The sequence below is a fragment of the Bradyrhizobium sp. 142 genome (assembly GCF_023074015.1).
Classification (GTDB): domain Bacteria; phylum Pseudomonadota; class Alphaproteobacteria; order Rhizobiales; family Xanthobacteraceae; genus Bradyrhizobium.
On sequence record NZ_JADPKQ010000350.1, the window covers coordinates 17,076 to 33,655 of the forward strand.

At 64.2% G+C, this 16,580-nt stretch carries 15 protein-coding genes; 9 read left to right on the forward strand and 6 right to left on the reverse strand.

The window, feature by feature from the left end; translation table 11 throughout:
- The first annotated feature begins 120 nt into the window (after positions 1-120).
- Positions 121-342, forward strand: coding sequence for a DUF2842 domain-containing protein (locus IVA82_RS32725; protein ID WP_027529931.1), 222 nt, complete (start codon positions 121-123; stop codon positions 340-342).
- Here the strand turns inward: IVA82_RS32725 and IVA82_RS32730 are convergent.
- The gene (locus IVA82_RS32730) at positions 332-1,375 is read right to left on the reverse strand and encodes a polysaccharide deacetylase family protein (RefSeq protein WP_247387228.1); all 1,044 of its coding nucleotides are present in this window, start codon (positions 1,373-1,375) and stop codon (positions 332-334) included. The two genes, IVA82_RS32725 and IVA82_RS32730, sit on opposite strands and share 11 nt — an antisense overlap.
- A gap of 131 nt (positions 1,376-1,506) precedes the next feature.
- Here IVA82_RS32730 and IVA82_RS32735 point away from each other — a divergent pair, with 131 nt between their 5' ends.
- Positions 1,507-2,688 carry a GNAT family N-acetyltransferase gene (locus tag IVA82_RS32735; protein ID WP_247387227.1) on the forward strand — a complete coding sequence of 394 codons (1,182 nt, stop codon included), beginning with the start codon at positions 1,507-1,509 and terminating at the stop codon, positions 2,686-2,688.
- 183 nt (positions 2,689-2,871) lie between these two features.
- Here IVA82_RS32735 and IVA82_RS32740 read toward each other — a convergent pair whose 3' ends face one another.
- The gene (locus IVA82_RS32740; RefSeq protein WP_247387226.1) at positions 2,872-5,127 is read right to left on the reverse strand and encodes an exopolysaccharide transport family protein; all 2,256 of its coding nucleotides are present in this window, start codon (positions 5,125-5,127) and stop codon (positions 2,872-2,874) included.
- 202 nt (positions 5,128-5,329) lie between these two features.
- On the opposite strand from IVA82_RS32740, the gene IVA82_RS32745 reads away from it, so the two are divergent.
- The 3 genes from IVA82_RS32745 to IVA82_RS32755 all read left to right on the forward strand — a co-directional run bounded on the left by IVA82_RS32745 (position 5,330) and on the right by IVA82_RS32755 (position 9,569).
- Positions 5,330-6,463, forward strand: coding sequence for a glycosyltransferase (locus tag IVA82_RS32745; RefSeq protein ID WP_247387225.1), 1,134 nt, complete (start codon positions 5,330-5,332; stop codon positions 6,461-6,463).
- 119 nt (positions 6,464-6,582) lie between these two features.
- The gene (locus IVA82_RS32750; RefSeq protein ID WP_247387224.1) at positions 6,583-8,130 is read left to right on the forward strand and encodes an undecaprenyl-phosphate glucose phosphotransferase; all 1,548 of its coding nucleotides are present in this window, start codon (positions 6,583-6,585) and stop codon (positions 8,128-8,130) included.
- Positions 8,131-8,315: 185 nt separating this feature from the next.
- A complete protein-coding gene (locus tag IVA82_RS32755) occupies positions 8,316-9,569 on the forward strand; it encodes an O-antigen ligase family protein (RefSeq protein ID WP_247387223.1) in 1,254 nt (417 codons plus the stop codon).
- Here the strand turns inward: IVA82_RS32755 and IVA82_RS32760 are convergent.
- Positions 9,541-10,014, reverse strand: a complete 474-nt coding sequence (locus IVA82_RS32760) for a MarR family transcriptional regulator (protein ID WP_247387241.1) — start codon at positions 10,012-10,014, stop codon at positions 9,541-9,543. The two genes, IVA82_RS32755 and IVA82_RS32760, sit on opposite strands and share 29 nt — an antisense overlap.
- Before the next feature lie 146 nt (positions 10,015-10,160).
- On the opposite strand from IVA82_RS32760, the gene IVA82_RS32765 reads away from it, so the two are divergent.
- Positions 10,161-11,357, forward strand: a complete 1,197-nt coding sequence (locus tag IVA82_RS32765) for an FAD-dependent monooxygenase (protein WP_247387222.1) — start codon at positions 10,161-10,163, stop codon at positions 11,355-11,357.
- A 205-nt stretch (positions 11,358-11,562) separates the two neighbouring features.
- Here IVA82_RS32765 and IVA82_RS32770 read toward each other — a convergent pair whose 3' ends face one another.
- From IVA82_RS32770 to IVA82_RS32780, 3 genes are read right to left on the reverse strand one after another with little or no spacing between them, the layout of a single operon-like run.
- Entirely contained in the window at positions 11,563-12,741 is a 1,179-nt protein-coding gene (locus IVA82_RS32770; RefSeq protein ID WP_247387221.1) for a saccharopine dehydrogenase NADP-binding domain-containing protein, read from the reverse strand.
- A 9-nt stretch (positions 12,742-12,750) separates the two neighbouring features.
- The gene (locus IVA82_RS32775; protein WP_247387220.1) at positions 12,751-13,533 is read right to left on the reverse strand and encodes a DUF169 domain-containing protein; all 783 of its coding nucleotides are present in this window, start codon (positions 13,531-13,533) and stop codon (positions 12,751-12,753) included.
- A 54-nt stretch (positions 13,534-13,587) separates the two neighbouring features.
- Positions 13,588-14,355, reverse strand: coding sequence for a YdcF family protein (locus tag IVA82_RS32780; RefSeq protein ID WP_247387240.1), 768 nt, complete (start codon positions 14,353-14,355; stop codon positions 13,588-13,590).
- Between the two features lie 191 nt (positions 14,356-14,546).
- On the opposite strand from IVA82_RS32780, the gene IVA82_RS32785 reads away from it, so the two are divergent.
- The 3 genes from IVA82_RS32785 to IVA82_RS32795 all read left to right on the forward strand — a co-directional run bounded on the left by IVA82_RS32785 (position 14,547) and on the right by IVA82_RS32795 (position 16,453).
- The gene (locus tag IVA82_RS32785) at positions 14,547-15,488 is read left to right on the forward strand and encodes an acetamidase/formamidase family protein (RefSeq protein WP_247387239.1); all 942 of its coding nucleotides are present in this window, start codon (positions 14,547-14,549) and stop codon (positions 15,486-15,488) included.
- Positions 15,489-15,712: 224 nt separating this feature from the next.
- The gene (locus tag IVA82_RS32790) at positions 15,713-15,910 is read left to right on the forward strand and encodes a hypothetical protein (RefSeq protein WP_007603456.1); all 198 of its coding nucleotides are present in this window, start codon (positions 15,713-15,715) and stop codon (positions 15,908-15,910) included.
- A 72-nt stretch (positions 15,911-15,982) separates the two neighbouring features.
- Positions 15,983-16,453 carry a GcrA family cell cycle regulator gene (locus IVA82_RS32795; protein WP_247387219.1) on the forward strand — a complete coding sequence of 157 codons (471 nt, stop codon included), beginning with the start codon at positions 15,983-15,985 and terminating at the stop codon, positions 16,451-16,453.
- Positions 16,454-16,580 lie beyond the last annotated feature (127 nt).

A 16,580-nucleotide genomic window follows, 5' to 3' on the forward strand; every position in this document is an offset into this window, starting at 1 on the left:
AGGCGAAGCCAGAACTTCTATCTGAGAAACTTAAACCAATGAGGCTTGAACCGGACTGCGTGCCCCTTATAGTCCCCCGCTCCCACAGCGCAAGTTACGCGAAGGCCGCAGCATCCCGCCATGACGATCCGCACCCGCAAGTTCCTCGGCGCCATCCTGCTCCTAGTGCTCGCCACTGTCTGGGCCTTGCTCGGCATGGCGCTGGCGCAGATGCCGTGGATCGCCGAGTCCGGCTGGCGGCAGGCGATCTATTACGTGGTCGTCGGCATGGGATGGGTGCTGCCGGCGATGCCGATCGTGAGCTGGATGCAGCGGCCCGACCGCGCGAAATCTAGTTCATAGCGCTGCCCGTCGGCTTCACCGGCGGAAAGGCGATGCCCGAGACCAGCACGCGCATCACGCGCAGCGAACGCCCCCGGCCGTCCCATGATATCCGCGGCAGCGCCCGCAAATTGGTCCGCCCCTCCGCATCCACGATGCCTGGTATCGTCGACACCGCGCTGACAAAGCCCGCCTCCTCCGCCATCACGACGTGAGCGCGCCGAAACGAGGAGCGATCGCCGAACGGAAACGCCAGGTGCCGGATTTCGCGGTGAAAGGCCGCTTCCGCCACCGCCTTGCCCATTGTCATTTCGCGCAGCGCGGCGGCATCTTTCATGTTGGCGAGAACGGGATAGTTCACGGTCGCGCTGCCGATCGTGACGAGCGGATCGGCAGCTAACCTCGCCAGATCCTCCCAGTCCATCGACGCCTCGCGCGAGATGGAAGCAAGATCGATCCGGTAGCGCGTGCAGAGATCGTTGATCGCCGCAGACAGATCCGCCGGCGGCAGCGAGCGCAACCAGCTCTCCAGGAACGAAAACAGCGCCTGCTTCTCGGCATTGCTGGCGACGGTGAAGCGCTGCTCCCTGTCACCCATCATCAGGCTGATGCGGCTCGCGCGCGCAATCACCTGCTCGAGCCCGAGCCACCAGGCTTCGCCCACGCCATCGGGAAAGGCGGTGGGAACGTAGAGCGTGAAGGGCACGCTGTGGTGCGCCAGCACCGGATAGGCAAAGCTGATCAGGTCCTTGCCGGCGCCGTCGAAGGTGAGCGCCACGAAGCGCCGCTTTTCCGGCAGCGTCACCGCGCGCCGGCAGACCTCGTCCATGCCGAGGAAATCGTATTTCCACCGCGTCAACGCGCGAATGGCGCGGTCGAGGAATTTCGGCGTGATCTCATTGTCGCGCAACGGCTGGAACGCGCCGCTCCGCCGCGGCCGCACGGCCCCGAAGCGCAGGATCGCGCCGGCGCCGCGACTGCGCAACAAAGGCTGGCCGGTGAACCAGGCCAGTTCGAGCCGCAGTCGCTCCAGCCATCTGTCGTCCGATGCCAATATCCCCACCTTTGCGTCAGCCTGGCGGTCCGTCCCTGTCTTATTGTCCTTACCCTTTGTTGACATTTGTTTGCAAAGGTCGGCCAAAGGCCGAAATACCTAAATTTTTGCTTTCTCGACAGGTTTCGCGAATGACCATGGCTGCGGCGATGCAAAGCCGGACGGCAGAAGCGCCAGCGCGGTCGAAAGCGGGCCGCATCGCGCATGTCGACATCGTCAGCGATCCCGGCGAGGCCGAGCCGGTCTGGCGTGCCCTCGAGGACCCCGATCACCTGTCCACGCCCTACCAGCGCTTCGACCTGTTAAGCCCATGGCTGCGGCTCGCCGGCGGCCACGAAGGCGCCCGCCCCTTCATCGTCATTGCCCGCGATGCCGAGCACAGGCCGCTCGCGCTGCTGCCGCTCGTGCTGCGCCAGAGCCACGGCGTGCGCACCGCCTCCTTCATGGGCGGCAAGCACATGACCTTCAACATGGGACTGTGGAACGCCGAGTTTGCCGCGCAGGCCGCGGCGTCGGATCTCGACGCGCTCTTCGCGCCGCTGCGCGAGCACGCCGACGTGCTGGCGCTGACGCAGCAGCCGCTGCGCTGGCACGACCAGCAGAACCCCTTTGCGCTTCTGCGGCAGCAGAGCTCGATCAACGGCTGCCCGCTGCTGGTGATGGAGCCCGGCGGTCCGCCCGCTTCGCGGATCAGCAATTCGTTTCGGCGCCGGCTGAAAAGCAAGGAAAAGAAGCTTCAGGCGCTCGCCGGGTATCGCTATCACCTCGCCACTACGGACCCGGACGTCACCCGCCTGCTCGACTGGTTTTTCCGCGTCAAGCCGGCGCGGATGGCGGAACAGAAACTGCCGAACGTGTTCGCAGAGCCGGGTGTCGAACCGTTCGTCCGCTGCGCCTGCCTGTCGCCGCGCGGCGACGGCCGCATTATCGACATCCATGCGCTCGAATGCGATGAGGAGGTGATTGCGATCTTTGCCGGCGTTGCCGACGGCCAGCGCTTCTCGATGATGTTCAACACCTACACGATGTCGGAACACGCACGCTACAGCCCCGGCCTGATCCTGATGCGCTACATCATCGACCGCTACGCCGAGCGCGGCTACTACTCGCTCGACCTCGGCATCGGCTCGGACGAGTACAAACGGATGTTCTGCAAGGACGACGAAGACATCTTCGACAGTTTCGTCCCGCTGACCTCGCGGGGAACACTCGCGGCGATGGCGATGTCATCGCTGAGCCACGGCAAGCGCCTGGTGAAGCAGAACCAGATGCTGTTCGATCTGGCACAGCGGCTGCGACGGGCGTTCGGGTAGAAGTCCATCCGCCTACGAGATGCCTTTCCTTCTCCCCTTGTGGGAGAAGGTGGCGCGAAGCGCCGGATGAGGGGTATTTATCCGCGAGCGCTATTGGAGAGATGGACTCGCGGAGGGAGACCCCTCACCCGTCCCGCCGCTATCGCGGCGAGCCACCCTCTCCCACAAGGGGAGAGGGAAAAACTACGCCGCCACCACGCGCGGCGCTTCCACCGCGTCCGACGGCTGCACGGGCTTGCTCAGCATCGTCACTTCGCTGAAGCCGACCGCCCTGAGCTGCTCGCACGTCAGCGCCCGCGCTTCGGCGGTCATGGACGCATCGGGCACCACGACGGCGCGGGCATTCGCCGTCAGTAGCTCCGCCGGAAGGTCCGAGGCGCCGCCGGCGTCGATCAGCACGTGATCATAGGCGCGCAGCAGCGCATCGATCGCGAGCGTCACCCGCGGCGATTGAAGCAGACTGCGATCGAAGCCGGGACGGCCGGCCATGACCAGATGCAGCCGCGAGAGCTTGTCGCGGGTGATGACTTGCGCGAACGACGCCTCGCCCTGCATCAGCTCGGCAAGACCGGGCGCCGAAGCATCGACGGCGATCGCGGCAATCGTCGGCGAGGACGCGGCGAGATCGACCACGACGACACGGGCCTCGCGCGCCAAATGGCGGGCGAGCGTCAGCGTCGACAGCGTGATGGCATCGCCCGACGCGGTGCCAAGCACCGTGACCTTCTTCGCCGCCGCACCCGCGGCGCGTAAGCTATCGGCCAGTTGCCCGATCTCGGCGAATTCCCTGACACCAGCATCGACATCGACATCGGCATCGGCCGTCATCTCGGGTTGGATCGGCGCGGTCTCCATGACTGTCTCGTTGACGGCTGACTCACGGCGAATCGGCGCCTGCATTTGCGCCTGCGCCGGCATGATCGCGGCGACTGCGCGCGGCGCGGTCTGGCGCAGGAGTTCGCCGGTGACGACGACACCGGATGAGAGCAGCAGCGTCGCCAGCGTCGCGATCAGGACGATCGGCAACTTCTTCGGATAGGCCGGCGTGTTCGAGACGGCAGCGCGCGAGATGATGCGGCCCTCCGCCGGCGCCGTATCGATGCTCTCGCGGGTGCTGGCCTCGCGATACTTGGCGAGATAAGTCTCGAGCAGGTCGCGCTGCGCCTTGGCCTCGCGATCCAGCGCACGGAGCTGGACGTCCTGGCCGTTGGTCGAAGTCGCCTGCTTCTTCAGTTGCTCGAGGCTCGCGGTCAGGCCGTCGACCCGGCCGCTGGCGATGCGGGCGTCGTTTTCAAGCGACCGCGAGATCTTGGCCGCTTCGTCGCGAATCTGATTGTCGAGATCGCCGAGCTGCGCCTTCAGTTCCTTGATCCGCGGGTGATTACCGAGCAGCGTGGATGATTGTTCGGCGAGCTGCGCACGTAGCGTCACCCGCTGCTCCAACAGCCGCCGCATCAATTCGGAGTTCACCACCTCGGACGCTTCGATCGGCTTGCCGCTCTGGAGCATCTCGCGGATCAGCCGCGCCTTGGATTCGGCGTCCGCCTTCATCGCGCGGGCATTGTTGAGCTGGGTGTTGACCTCGCCCATCTGCTGGTTCGACAGCGTGGTGTTGTTGGTGCCGACGAACAGGCTCGACTTGGAGCGAAAATCCTCCGCCTTCGTCTCGGCGTCGGAGACCTTCTTGCGCAGATTCTCGATCTCGCCCGCAAGCCACTGGCTCGCATTGCGCGCCTGATCCTGGCGCGCATTCTGCTGAAGCGCGAGGTAGCCGTCGGCGATCGAATTGGCGACGCGCACGGCAAGCTCGGGATCGGCCGACTGAAATTCGACCACGATCACGCGGGACTTGTCGACGGCGTAGGCCTGGAGGCGGTCGTAATAGGCGTCAAGTACGCGCTCTTCCGGCGTCATCGAGAACGGATCGCGGCCGATGCCGACGAGCGCCGCAAGCGACCTCAGCGGCGAAATTCCCTGCAGCACCGGATCGAATTCGGGCCGCTCCGCAAGCTTGTTCTTTTTGATGATGTCGCGCGCAAGATCGCGCGACAGCACCAGTTGCACCTGGCTCGTCACGGCTTCGGGGTCGAGCGCCTGCCGCTCCTCGGTGCCGCGGTCGCTGCTCGGCCGCAGGAACACGTTCTCGCGGCCGTCGATCAGAATCCGCGATTCGGATTTGTAGCGCGGCGTCACCAGATTGACGACGGCGACCGAGGCGACGAGCGCCAGCACCGTCGGCACGACGATCCAGCCGCGCTTGCGGACGAGCGCGCCCCCGAGCGCATGCAGATCGATATCGCCGGATTCGACTGGCGCCGGCTTGGCCGCGACGGGCGCGGGCTTTGCTTCGACCGTCGGCTTGGGTTCGGCTTTAGGCTTGGAAACAGCCCGCTCGATCACCGCCTTGTCCTTGCCGGCACGCCAGAACGCTAAACGCATCGAACACTCCCGCAGGGCAACGCCGCAACTCTACCTCGACCGGCCCGATTACACTCCATTAAGGTTGCTGCTGGGTTAATCGCACCCTGTCGCGCGTCGCGCGGGCGCCGACGCACTGTTTGTTAACCACGAGGCCCCCTTAATCCATCTCAATATTTCGAGAACTTTGTTCGGCATTCGCCGTCGAGCGCTGGTTTTGATCATGCCCCCCTCTCCCGACCAGCCGCTTCGCATCCTGCACGCCGTGCGCGCGCCCGTGGGCGGCATTTTCCGGCACATCCTCGACGTCGCCAACGGACAGGTCGACCGCGGCCATCATGTCGGCATTCTCGCCGACAGCCTCACCGGCGGCGAGCGCGCGGACAAGGCGCTGGCCGAGCTCGCGCCGCGGCTGGGGCTCGGCGTGCACAGGATGGCGATCCGCCGCGATCCGTCGCCGGAAGATTTTCTGGTGTGGCTCCGGATGCGGCAGCTGATCGCCAAGCTCAAGCCCGACGTTCTGCATGGCCACGGCGCCAAGGCCGGCGCCTTTGTCCGCATGCGGCGGCGCTCCGACGACATCATCCGCATCTACACGCCGCATGGCGGCTCGCTGCACTATCCCCTCAACACCATCAAGGGCGAGTTTTACGCGCGGCTCGAGCGGGCGCTGATGGGCTCGACAGACCTGTTCCTGTTCGAGAGCGCGTTTGCCCGCGACACCTATCAGCGCATCGTCGGCACGCCGAAGGGCGTGGTGCATTGCGTCTTCAACGGCGTCGCGCCCGAGGAATTCGAGCCGGTCGTCACCACCGAGGATGCCACCGACCTCGCCTATGTCGGCGAGTTCCGGCACATCAAGGGCGCCGACCTCCTGGTCGATGCAGTCGCGCGCCTGCACGCGAACGGCAGGAAGGTCACACTGACGCTTGGTGGCGACGGCGAGGAGACGGCGTCGTTGAAGGCGCAAGTCGAGAGGCTCGGCCTTGACCGCGCCATCCGTTTCATCGGCCACGTCAAGGCGCGCTACGGCTTTTCCAAGGGACGGCTTCTGGTCGTCCCCTCCCGCGGCGATTCCATGCCTTATGTGGTCATCGAAGCCGGAGCTGCCGGCATTCCCATGATTGCGGCCCACGTCGGCGGTATCCCCGAAATCTTCGGCGCCGAAAGCCCTGCCCTGTTCGCCGCCAGCAACGCGGAGGCCATGGCCGAGGCGATTGCGGCTGCGCTCGATAACCCGCAGGCGACCATCCAGCGTGCGGTGTCGCTGCGCCAGCGCATCTCGGCGCATTTCTCCCAGCAGGCGATGGTCGACGGCGTGCTCGCGGGCTACCGCGACGCATTTGCCAATCATTAACCATCCTTAAGACCGCTTTAGAGATTCTTCCGATTTGTCCGCTATCCGGTGAGCCAGGGGATTCTCGCCCGGGGCGCAGGAGGCTGCGCCGCCGGTTCTTGGAATGGACAGGGACGCCCGTGGAACCGCTCAACGCACGCTCGATGCTCGATGCCGCGACCAGCGCCGCGGCCAAGCCGGCCGACCAGCCCTTTGTCGAACGCCGTCGCCGCCTGACGCCCGCCGCGCTCGACGTCGTCAACCAGAAGGTCGCTCGCGCCTATTCGCCGATCGTGATTGCCGGCGCCGTGCGTGCGATCGATTTCGTCGTGTTGAGCCTCGTCGGCATCGCGATCTATGTCGGCTATGTCATGCCGCTCACCGATTTTCGCTGGGACTATCTCGCGTCCATCTTCGCGGTGGCCATCGCTGCCGTGATTTGCTTTCAAGCCGCCGACATTTATCAGGTGCAGCTGTTCCGCGGGCAGCTTCGGCAGATGACGCGAATGATCTCGTCTTGGTCGTTCGTCTTCCTGCTGTTCATCGGCGCGTCTTTCTTCGCCAAGCTCGGGGGTGAGGTGTCGCGGCTGTGGCTTGCCGCGTTCTACTTCCTCGGACTCGCCGCACTGCTTACCGAGCGTCTTGTGCTGCGTTCTCTGGTGCGCGCCTGGGCCCGCGAGGGTCGGCTCGACCGCCGCACCATCATCGTCGGCTCCGACCGCAGCGCCGAGCAACTCGTCGAGGCGCTCAACGCGCAGGAGGATACCGACATCCACGTGCTCGGCGTGTTCGACGACCGCAACGACAGCCGCGCGCTCGACACCTGCGCCGGCGCGCGCAAGCTCGGCAAGGTCGACGACATCGTCGAGTTCGCCCGCCGCACCCGCGTCGACCTCGTGCTGTTCGCGCTGCCGATCTCGGCCGAGACGCGCATCCTGGAGATGCTGAAGAAGCTATGGGTGCTGCCGGTCGATATCCGCCTGTCCGTTCACACCAACAAGCTGCGCTTCCGTCCCCGCTCCTACTCCTATCTCGGCGAGGTGCCGACGCTCGACGTGTTCGAGGCGCCGATCACCGACTGGGACCTGGTGATGAAATGGCTGTTCGACCGCGTGGTCGGCAGTCTCGCCCTGATCGCCGCACTTCCGGTGATGGCACTGGTCGCGGTCGCGATCAAGCTTGACAGCCGCGGCCCGGTGCTGTTCCGCCAGAAGCGTTTTGGCTTCAACAACGAGCGCATCGATGTCTACAAGTTTCGCTCGATGTATCACGATCAGGCCGACCCGCTGGCTTCAAAGGTCGTGACCAAGAACGATCCGCGTGTTACCCGCGTCGGCCGCTTCATCCGCAAGGCCAGCCTCGACGAGTTGCCGCAGCTCTTCAACGTGATCTTCTCCGGCAATCTCTCCCTGGTCGGCCCGCGACCGCATGCGGTGCAGGGCAAGCTTCAGAGCCGCCTGTTCGACGAAGCCGTCGACGGCTATTTCGCCCGCCACCGCGTCAAGCCCGGCATCACGGGCTGGGCCCAGGTCAACGGATGGCGCGGCGAGATCGACAACGAAGAGAAGATCCTGAAGCGCGTCGAGTTCGATCTCTACTACATCGAGAACTGGTCCGTGCTGTTCGACCTCTATATTCTCCTGAAGACGCCGATCGCGCTGCTGACCAAGAACGAGAACGCGTATTGAGATGAATGCGTCAAGAACGCGCTGTCATCGCCCGGCTTGACCGGGCGATCCAGTAAACGCCGGCGGCGAGCGTCGCCACTGATAGCGCGGAGTACTGGATGCCCCGCCCCGGTGCGCAAGCGCGCACAAGGCGGGGCATGACGGCGGAAGTTGTGTGTGCACTTGCGTAAGCGTGTGAGCGTTTGATGGCGTATGCGGCAACAGCTGGGGATTTGAGTGCAGCGGCTCGCGCTGCACCCGGCGTGCTGGCCTTGCAGCGCGCGCTGGTGTGGCTGGTCGGCGTCGCCGGCGCGATCGTCTTCATCGAGCCGAGCCCGTACGAGATCGTGACGCTGCTTGCAACCGTCACCTTCTTCGCCACCGGCCTGCGTCTGAGGCTGGTGCTGATACCGCTGCTGCTGCTGCTGGTCTTGCTCAACGTGGGCTACACCATTTCCGCGATCCCGCTGCTCGAGCAGTCCGAGGTCGCAAGCTGGATCGCAACCTCCTGGTACATGGCAGTAACCGTTGTGTTCTTCGCCATGGTGATTTCCGAGGACACGACGGCGCGGCTCGACATGTTGCGCCGTGGCCTCGTGGTCGGCGCGATGATCGCTGCGCTCTCGGCGATCGCGGGCTATTTCAACCTCGTTCCCGGCGGACGCGACCTGCTGACGCTGTACGAGCGTGCGCGCGGCACCTTCAAGGATCCCAACGTGCTCGGCGCCTTCCTGATCTTGCCGGCGCTGTTTTGCCTGCAGAGCGCGGTCTCCGACCGGCTGGGCAAGGCGTTTCGCAACGTCATTGCCTTCGGCATCATGGCGCTGGCGATCCTGCTCGCCTTCTCCCGCGCGGCCTGGGGCGGCCTGGTCCTGACCTCCGCTTTCATGCTGGCGCTGATGGTCCTGACCAGCCGAACCAACGCGCAGCGCTCACGCATCATCATCATGACGACCGTCGCCGCGGTGCTGGGGCTAGCGCTGATCGCGGTGCTGCTGTCATTCGATCCCATCGCGGAGATGTTCAAGCAGCGCGCGAGCTTCGATCAGAGCTATGACGAAGGCCGCTTCGGCCGGTTCGGCCGGCACATCCTCGGCGCGGAGATGGCGCTCGACCTGCCGTTCGGCATTGGGCCGCTGCAATTCCACCGGTTCTTTCCCGAGGACACCCACAATTCCTATCTCAACGCCTTCATGTCCGGCGGCTGGCTCTCCGGCGTCTGCTATCCCGCGCTGGTCTTCACCACCGTAATCATGGGTTTTCGGCACATCTTCGTGCGCGTGCCATGGCAGCGCGCCTATCTCGCCGTCTTCTCTGCGTTCATCGGCACCGTCGGCGAGAGCTTTGTGATCGACACCGACCATTGGCGGCACTTCTGGATGATGCTGGGTGCGATGTGGGGCATGATCGCAGCCGCGCAAGTGCACAAGCTCAGGGCTGACGAAGCTTCTTCAGCTTGAGATCTGGACGCTTCTCCGGCGGCGTGTCGAGCAGTCCCTTCAGCGCCTCGGTCGCCGCGAGCACGCCCTTGTAACCCTCCGTCGCAAAGCGCAGCAGCAGCACCAGTTCCTCGTCGGAATAGGTATTGAACACTTTCTCCATTGCCTGCTGCATTGGCACGTAGAACTGGCCGATCTTCATGGCTGCCTCCGGCACGACAGCAATGAAGACTTTGCGCCGGTCGTTTTCATCCCGCTCGCGGCGCACCAGCCCTGCCTTCTCGAGCCGGTCGACCACGCCCGTGATGGCGCCCGTCGTGAGGCCTGTCACCTCGGCGAGCCGGCCTGCTGTGACGCGCCCTTCGAGATAGAGGATGTCCATGCATTCGAGGTCGGAGTTGGCAATTCCCGCCACGTTCGCAACGGTTTGCCCATAGAGCACGCCCTGCGCGGAGGACCGCCGCATCGCTTCCTCGAGCTGCTGCAACAACGCCGTGCGCGCCTTTGCCCTTGACAAGGCCGACCTCATATCTTAGCGAAGATATATCTTAGTTGCTAAGAGAATTAGCAACCTTAATTCTCCTAGCACTACCGAAACGTCGGGAGCAAGCCATGCCTTACCGTCCCCGCAAGGCGCTGATCATCGGCGCAGGCATCGCCGGGCCCGTCACCGCGATCCTGCTGCGCCGGGCCGGCATCGAGTCCGCGATCTACGAAGCCTGGCCCTATTCCAAGGGCATCGGCGGCGGTCTCCAGATCGCGCCCAACGGCATGTATGTCATGGACGAGATCGGGCTCGCCGGCGAGTTGATCAGCCGCGGCTCGATCGCGGAATCCTTCGACTTCTTTTCGCAAGGCGGCGAGAGACTCGGCTCGATCAATCGCGACCTCGAGCGGCGCTTCGGGCAGCCCGCGGTCAACGTTTGCCGCGCAACGCTGAACGAGATCCTGATCGACAAGGCCTGGTGTGCTTGCGTCTCGCTCTATTTCGACAAGCGCCTGATCAGAATCGAGGACCGCGGCGACCAACCGATCATCGTCTATTTCGCCGACGGCACCACCGCCGAGGGCGACTTCTTGATCGGCGCGGACGGGGTGCATTCGGTGGTCCGACGCCAGGTGATTCCGGATGGGCCCGTGCCGTTCAACACCGGGCTGATCGGCTTTGGCGGGTTCGTGCCGCACGCAGTCCTCGACGGCAGACCGATCGGCAGGCACGTCGAGACTACCTTCGGCCAGAGTGGCTTCTTCGGCTACGGCTATTGCAGCCCGGATCCGAACGAGGGCGTGATGTGGTGGAGCACGCAGCCGGCGCACGGCATGGATGCCGCGATGTTCCGCGCGCTCGATGAGGGGACACTGAAGCAGCATCTGCGCGGCTTCCATCGCGGCTGGCACGATCCGATCCCTGATATCATCGAGGCCGCCGAGAACATCGTCGTGACCGACACGCTCGATGTGGCGACATTGCCCACCTGGTCGCGCAAGCGCTCGTTGCTCATCGGTGACGCCGCGCATGCCACGAGCCCCCATGCCGGCCAAGGCGCCTCGCTGGCGCTGGAGGATGCGATGCGGCTCGCCCGGCTGATGCAGGATGGCCAGGACCTCGGCGCCACTTTCCAGGTATTCGAGGCCGAGCGGCGCCCGCGCGCCGAGAGGATCGTGGCAATGGCGCGCCGCAACGGCAACAGCAAGCGCGAATTCAGCGCCACCGGCGCCTGGGTCAGGAATCAGATGATGAAATGGCTGTTGCCGCTCGGCGCCAGGGGGATGGACTTCATGTACGCGTATGATGCGCGGGCAGTGTGAAGAAGGACTCTGTCATGCCCCGCGACCCGGCTACGCCAAGGCTTCGCCGGGGTTGAGGTCCCCGGGGCGCCGAAGCTTTAGCGAAGGCGGCAGGCGGGGCATCCAGTACGCCGCGGCCTCTCGGCTCAATCATTGCCGTCTCTGGATACTGGATCGCCCGGTCAAGGCCGGGCTATGACACCGTGATTGTGGCGCGTGACTGCGCCTATCGCTCCACCTCAAACGTCAGTCCCGCATGCTCCTGCAGCCGCTTGATCAGCTTGTGCTGCATCGCCGCGCCCGGGGTCCAGATCCCTCCAGGCACGTCGGTCGCATCGCGCAACAGACAGAGCGCGCTTTCGGCGATCATCTTCGAGGTCGAACCATAGCCGGGATCACGGTCTCCTTTCACCGACGCACGGACTTGGCGGCCGTCGGAATCGATCGCGACAAAAAGCAAATCGTAGAGTCCGTTCTCGCGTTCCTCTTTCGAAGGCCCCTCTCCCGGCTTGGGACCGGCTTGCGTAGCCATGCGGTTATTGGCAGCCACGATGCGCTTCGCCTCGGCCTCGCCCTCATCGCCGGGCCCAGCGATCTGCATCTCGTCGTACACGAACTCACGCCCGTAAGGAAAACCCATTAACATGTTGGAGCGATGCACGTTGCGCGTGTTGATGTTAGCCATGAAGAACGGCGTCAACCAGGTCTGCAGATCCTCGTCGAAGATCGGTTTGTTGCCGGGGGGCTGCTTTGGCCCTTGGAAGTCCGGCGTGAGCGCGAAGGGGTCGCGCACCAGCGCCAACAGGCTCGGATCCTTTGATGCGGCCTCGAAGATCGCTCGGCCGCTTGCGGCGGTTCCGCCGGAGAAGGTGCCGCGCATTTCGCGCACCCGCCCCTTGACGCGCGGTGCAGGCGTACCGAGCACGCGCCTGGCCTCTTCCTGAACAAAGAAAGTCCCAAGTTCGAACGGAATCGAGTCATAGCCGCAGGAGAACATGATCCGCGCGCCCGACTCTTGCGCGGTTCCGAGATGGGCATCGATCATGCGACGCATCCACGGCACCTCGCCACACAGATCGAAATAATCGGTACCCGTAGCAGCACACGCCGCAATAAGCTCGTTGCCGTAGAGCAGATACGGCCCAACGGTGCTGATCACCGACATCGTCTGCTCCGCCATCGCTTTCAGCGAGGCCGCATCCGACGCATCCGCCACGAGCAGCGGCGTGTTCCCGGGCGCACCGATCGCATCGCGCACCGATTTCAGCTTGCCGAGGCTACGGCCTGCCATCGCCCATTTGAGCGCGTTGTCGTTCTTGTAATGCGTCGTCAGGTATTCGGCGACGAGCTGGCCGGTGAAGCCGGTCGCGCCATAGACGACGATATCGAATTTCGTTGAGCTCATGGTCGACCTTTACTTCTTCGCGTAACTCACGCCCATGCCGGCACGGACGTCGCTTTGAATTCCATAGGGCGGGATCGGATAACGTAGGCCGTTTTTGGCCAGCGCCTTCATGCCCAGAATCGCCTTGGCGAGGTGTCGAGGCTTCAGGGCCATCAGCATCTCCTCGTCCGGCACGCCGCCATAGCGCCGTTCGGCATAGCATGGCAAGGACAGGCTGGGCTCGCCGGTCTTGAGCGCCCGCCCCCAGGAATCCGCGCAAGCCGTCTCGCCGACCACGCCCCATTCGAACTTCCTGTAGCCGGTATATTGCAGACCGTTGATGAGGATGATCATCTGCCCCGGCGTTGCGTAAACGAGGCAGATGTCCGGCGGATCGAGCCGGCCGCTCGCAAGCGGACTCACCGCGAGCGCGTGGTACGGGCCGAACGGAACCACGTCCAGCGCCTCCTGGCGCTTGCGGGCATCCTCGGCCGTGCCGTGCCAGACACCGACATAGTTTTCGCCGGCGAGCCATTTGTCGTCCTGCGGGGCAAGGCCAATCACCGCGCGGCACTGCGCGCCGACGAGATCATCGGCGGTGATGCCGACGGTCCAGCCCAAACGCGCGGCCATGCTGACGATCTGGTCCGTGGTATGGATCGCGTTCGGCCGCCTGATCTTCGGGATCGCCTCCATCTCCGCGATGTGCGCGAACAGCTTCATGCCGATCACCGTCGTCTTCAGCCGCAACAGGCTATTGAGATCGGCGGCGAGGCCGGCAAGATCGATCGTGTCTGCACTCTGCTGCGGCATGGCGTTCTCCCGGCCGGCGATCACGCGCGGGCGTTGTTGTTTCTTAGCCTCGTTCTAGTCCTTGGCAGGTGCCGGAAGCAACTCGTCGGTCCTGCCCATGAGGCGGTAGGCCAGAAGACCGATCCATTCGCGCACGGCCACGTCGGTTCTGCCGAGCCCATCGGCACCGATGTTGGTGAAGGAGAAAAGGTCGTCACGCCCGCCCATCCGCCAGTCCACGGGATAGGCTTCAACATTGAATCCGGCCTTGCGAAAAATCCCCATCGAGCGCGGCATGTGAAAGGCTGACGTGACCAGAATCCAGCGCTCTCCCCGCCTCGGCGTCACCAGCTGTTTCGTGAAGATTGCATTCTCGTAGGTGTTGCGCGAATTCCGCTCCAGGATCAGGCGTTCCTTCGGTACCCCCAGATTTTCCAGGATCGGCGCAGAGTAGTCGGCTTCCCTGGCATCGGTCGAGACCAGGTTCGCGGTTCCTCCGGTGAAGATGATGCGCGCATTGGGATAACGGCGCGCGAGCTCGGCCGGCGCAAACAAACGATCCGCCGCATGCGAAACGACGGGCGTGTGGTGCGCCGCCGACAGGTCGGTGTCGACGGAGCCGCCGAGCACGATGACGCCGTCCGGCGCACCGTGCGACGAATCCCACGGCGGAAAACGCGACTCAAGCGGATAGAGCAAGAGATTGCCGAGCGGAGAAAACGCCGCCAATGCCAGCAGGATCAGCGTGGCCGCTGCAAGCTTGCGGCCGACCGCAGCAAAGCGCGTCGCCATCAGCACGAGCGACAGCATCCCGAGCTCGACCAGGAGATTGATCGGCAGCAACGCGGCGCCGAAAGTCTTGGAGAGGACAAAAAGCAGGGGAGCCTCGCTGGAATGATCGTGCTTGTTGCGCGTGGGCTTGACCCGCCGGTCCATCTTCGGAAGTCTTCTTGGAAGAGGATCGATTGCCTGGTCAAGCCCGGCCTTTGCAGGTTCTCATGGCGAATTCAGATGAAACCAACTGGACGTGGCCGATGACCCATCACCACCTGCATTCAAGCCCGGAAACCTGCCACTGGGGCTTCTTCGAAGCCAGGCTCAAGCCGGTGCTGACGATCGACAGCGGCGACGAGGTCACGATCGACACTATTAGCGGCGGGCCGGACGTGGTGCCGGACCGCAACCAGTTTCACGTTCCGCCGGAGCTGTTCGAGGTGCATGCGAAATCCGAGCGGATGCTGCCCGGCCATATCCTCACCGGTCCGGTCGCCGTCAACGGGGCAGAGCCCGGCGACGTGCTGGAGGTCGCAATCCTCGACGTCCAGCTTCGGCAGGATTGGGGCTGGAATCTGATCAGGCCGCTGTCCGGCACCCTGCCCGACGATTTCCACGAGACGCGTATCCTCAACATCCCCCTGGATCGGGCGCGGATGGTCGGCCACATGCCGTGGGGCCTCGACCTCCCCCTCAAACCGTTCTTTGGCGTGATGGGCGTTTCGCCGCCGCCGGCCTGGGGCCGCATCTCCTCGCTGATTCCGCGCGCGATGGGCGGCAATCTCGACAACAAGGAGCTGGGTACCGGCGCGACGCTGTATCTGCCGGTGTTCGTCCCGGGCGCACTGTTCTCCTGCGGCGACGGCCATGGCGTGCAGGGCGACGGCGAGGTCTGCGTCACCGCGATCGAGACCGCGCTGCAGGGCCGCTTCCGTCTAACGCTGCGCAAGGACCTGCGGCTCGATTATCCCCGCGCCGAGACGTCGTCGCACTACATGACCATGGCGATGGACCCCGACCTCGACCAGTGCGTAGTACGGGCGTTGCGCGACATGATCGTGCTGCTAGGCGAAAAGCGAAACCTGTCGCGCGAGGACGCCTACACGCTGTGCAGCCTGGCCGCCGATCTGCGGGTGACGCAGACCGTCAACGGCTCCAAGGGCATTCATTGCATGATCGAAAAGGCGATCGTGCACGGCTAGATCGGCCTGTCTCTCTTCTTCGGTCCAGCTCCACCGCCATTCTCCGGTCCAGCTCCTCCGCCGCACGGGATACCGGCGCGGCGCACGCCGTCGTGGATATTTTCTCTAGCGATTCCAATAACCTCAAGAACAGTTGCAATCTGGATTTGACTTCCGCCACCGAACCTAAATAGAGTCTTAATCGTTACTTTTATGTACCTGAGTAAGAGGCTAGCGTTCGGGCCATGGCCACCGAAAAAGCCGAGACTGACCGCATTCCCGTAACCTTGGCGCTCTCGACCATCACCTATCTCGAAAAGCTGGTGAGACAGGGCACCCACGGCACCAGCGTTCCCGGCGTTGCGCGGACATTGATCGAAGAAGGCATCCGTCTCGCCATCAAGGATGGGCTTCTGTCGATTCGCGACAATGGCAGGACGTGAACGCGCGCCAACGTGAGGCGGACGGATCTCGAAAGGCGGATGGCCGAGATCTGCAACCTGGGACCGCTACAAATGCCTGTTCTCTCACCAACCTGGACCGACGAGCGAATCGAACTTCTGAAGCAGCACTTCGAGGCCGGCCTGTCCTGCCGCGAGATCGCCGCCGACATTGGCGTCAGCCGCAACGCCGTAATCGGCAAGCTATCGCGGCTCAATCTGACGCGCGGCAGGTCGACCGACGAGCGCAAGCCCGACAGGAGCTTCGCCCGCGCGCCCAAGGCGGTGCCGCGGCTGCAATATGAAATGCTTGCGACGCTCTATGGCGAGACCGGCGCCCCTGCGGTCACGGGGCCGATCGATGACGCTAATCGCTGCTCGCTGCTTGAGCTCGCCGAGAACCGCTGTCGCTGGCCGATCTCGACGCCCGGTGCGGAGGATTTCTGCTTTTGCGGCAACGCCGCGCCCGACGGCCAGTCCTATTGCGCCGGCCACAGCCGCCTCGCCTACCGGCCGAATTCCCGCGCGCGAATCATGCGCGGCTGAGGCCGCTTCGGCTTCTCCAAAATGAAAAACCTCCGGCAGGGCATTGCCGGAGGTTCCTGGAGGCTTAGCATCAAACTAAGAGCCGTAACTTTCGAAATCGGCTGGCAGCTATATAGCTTAGTAGCTC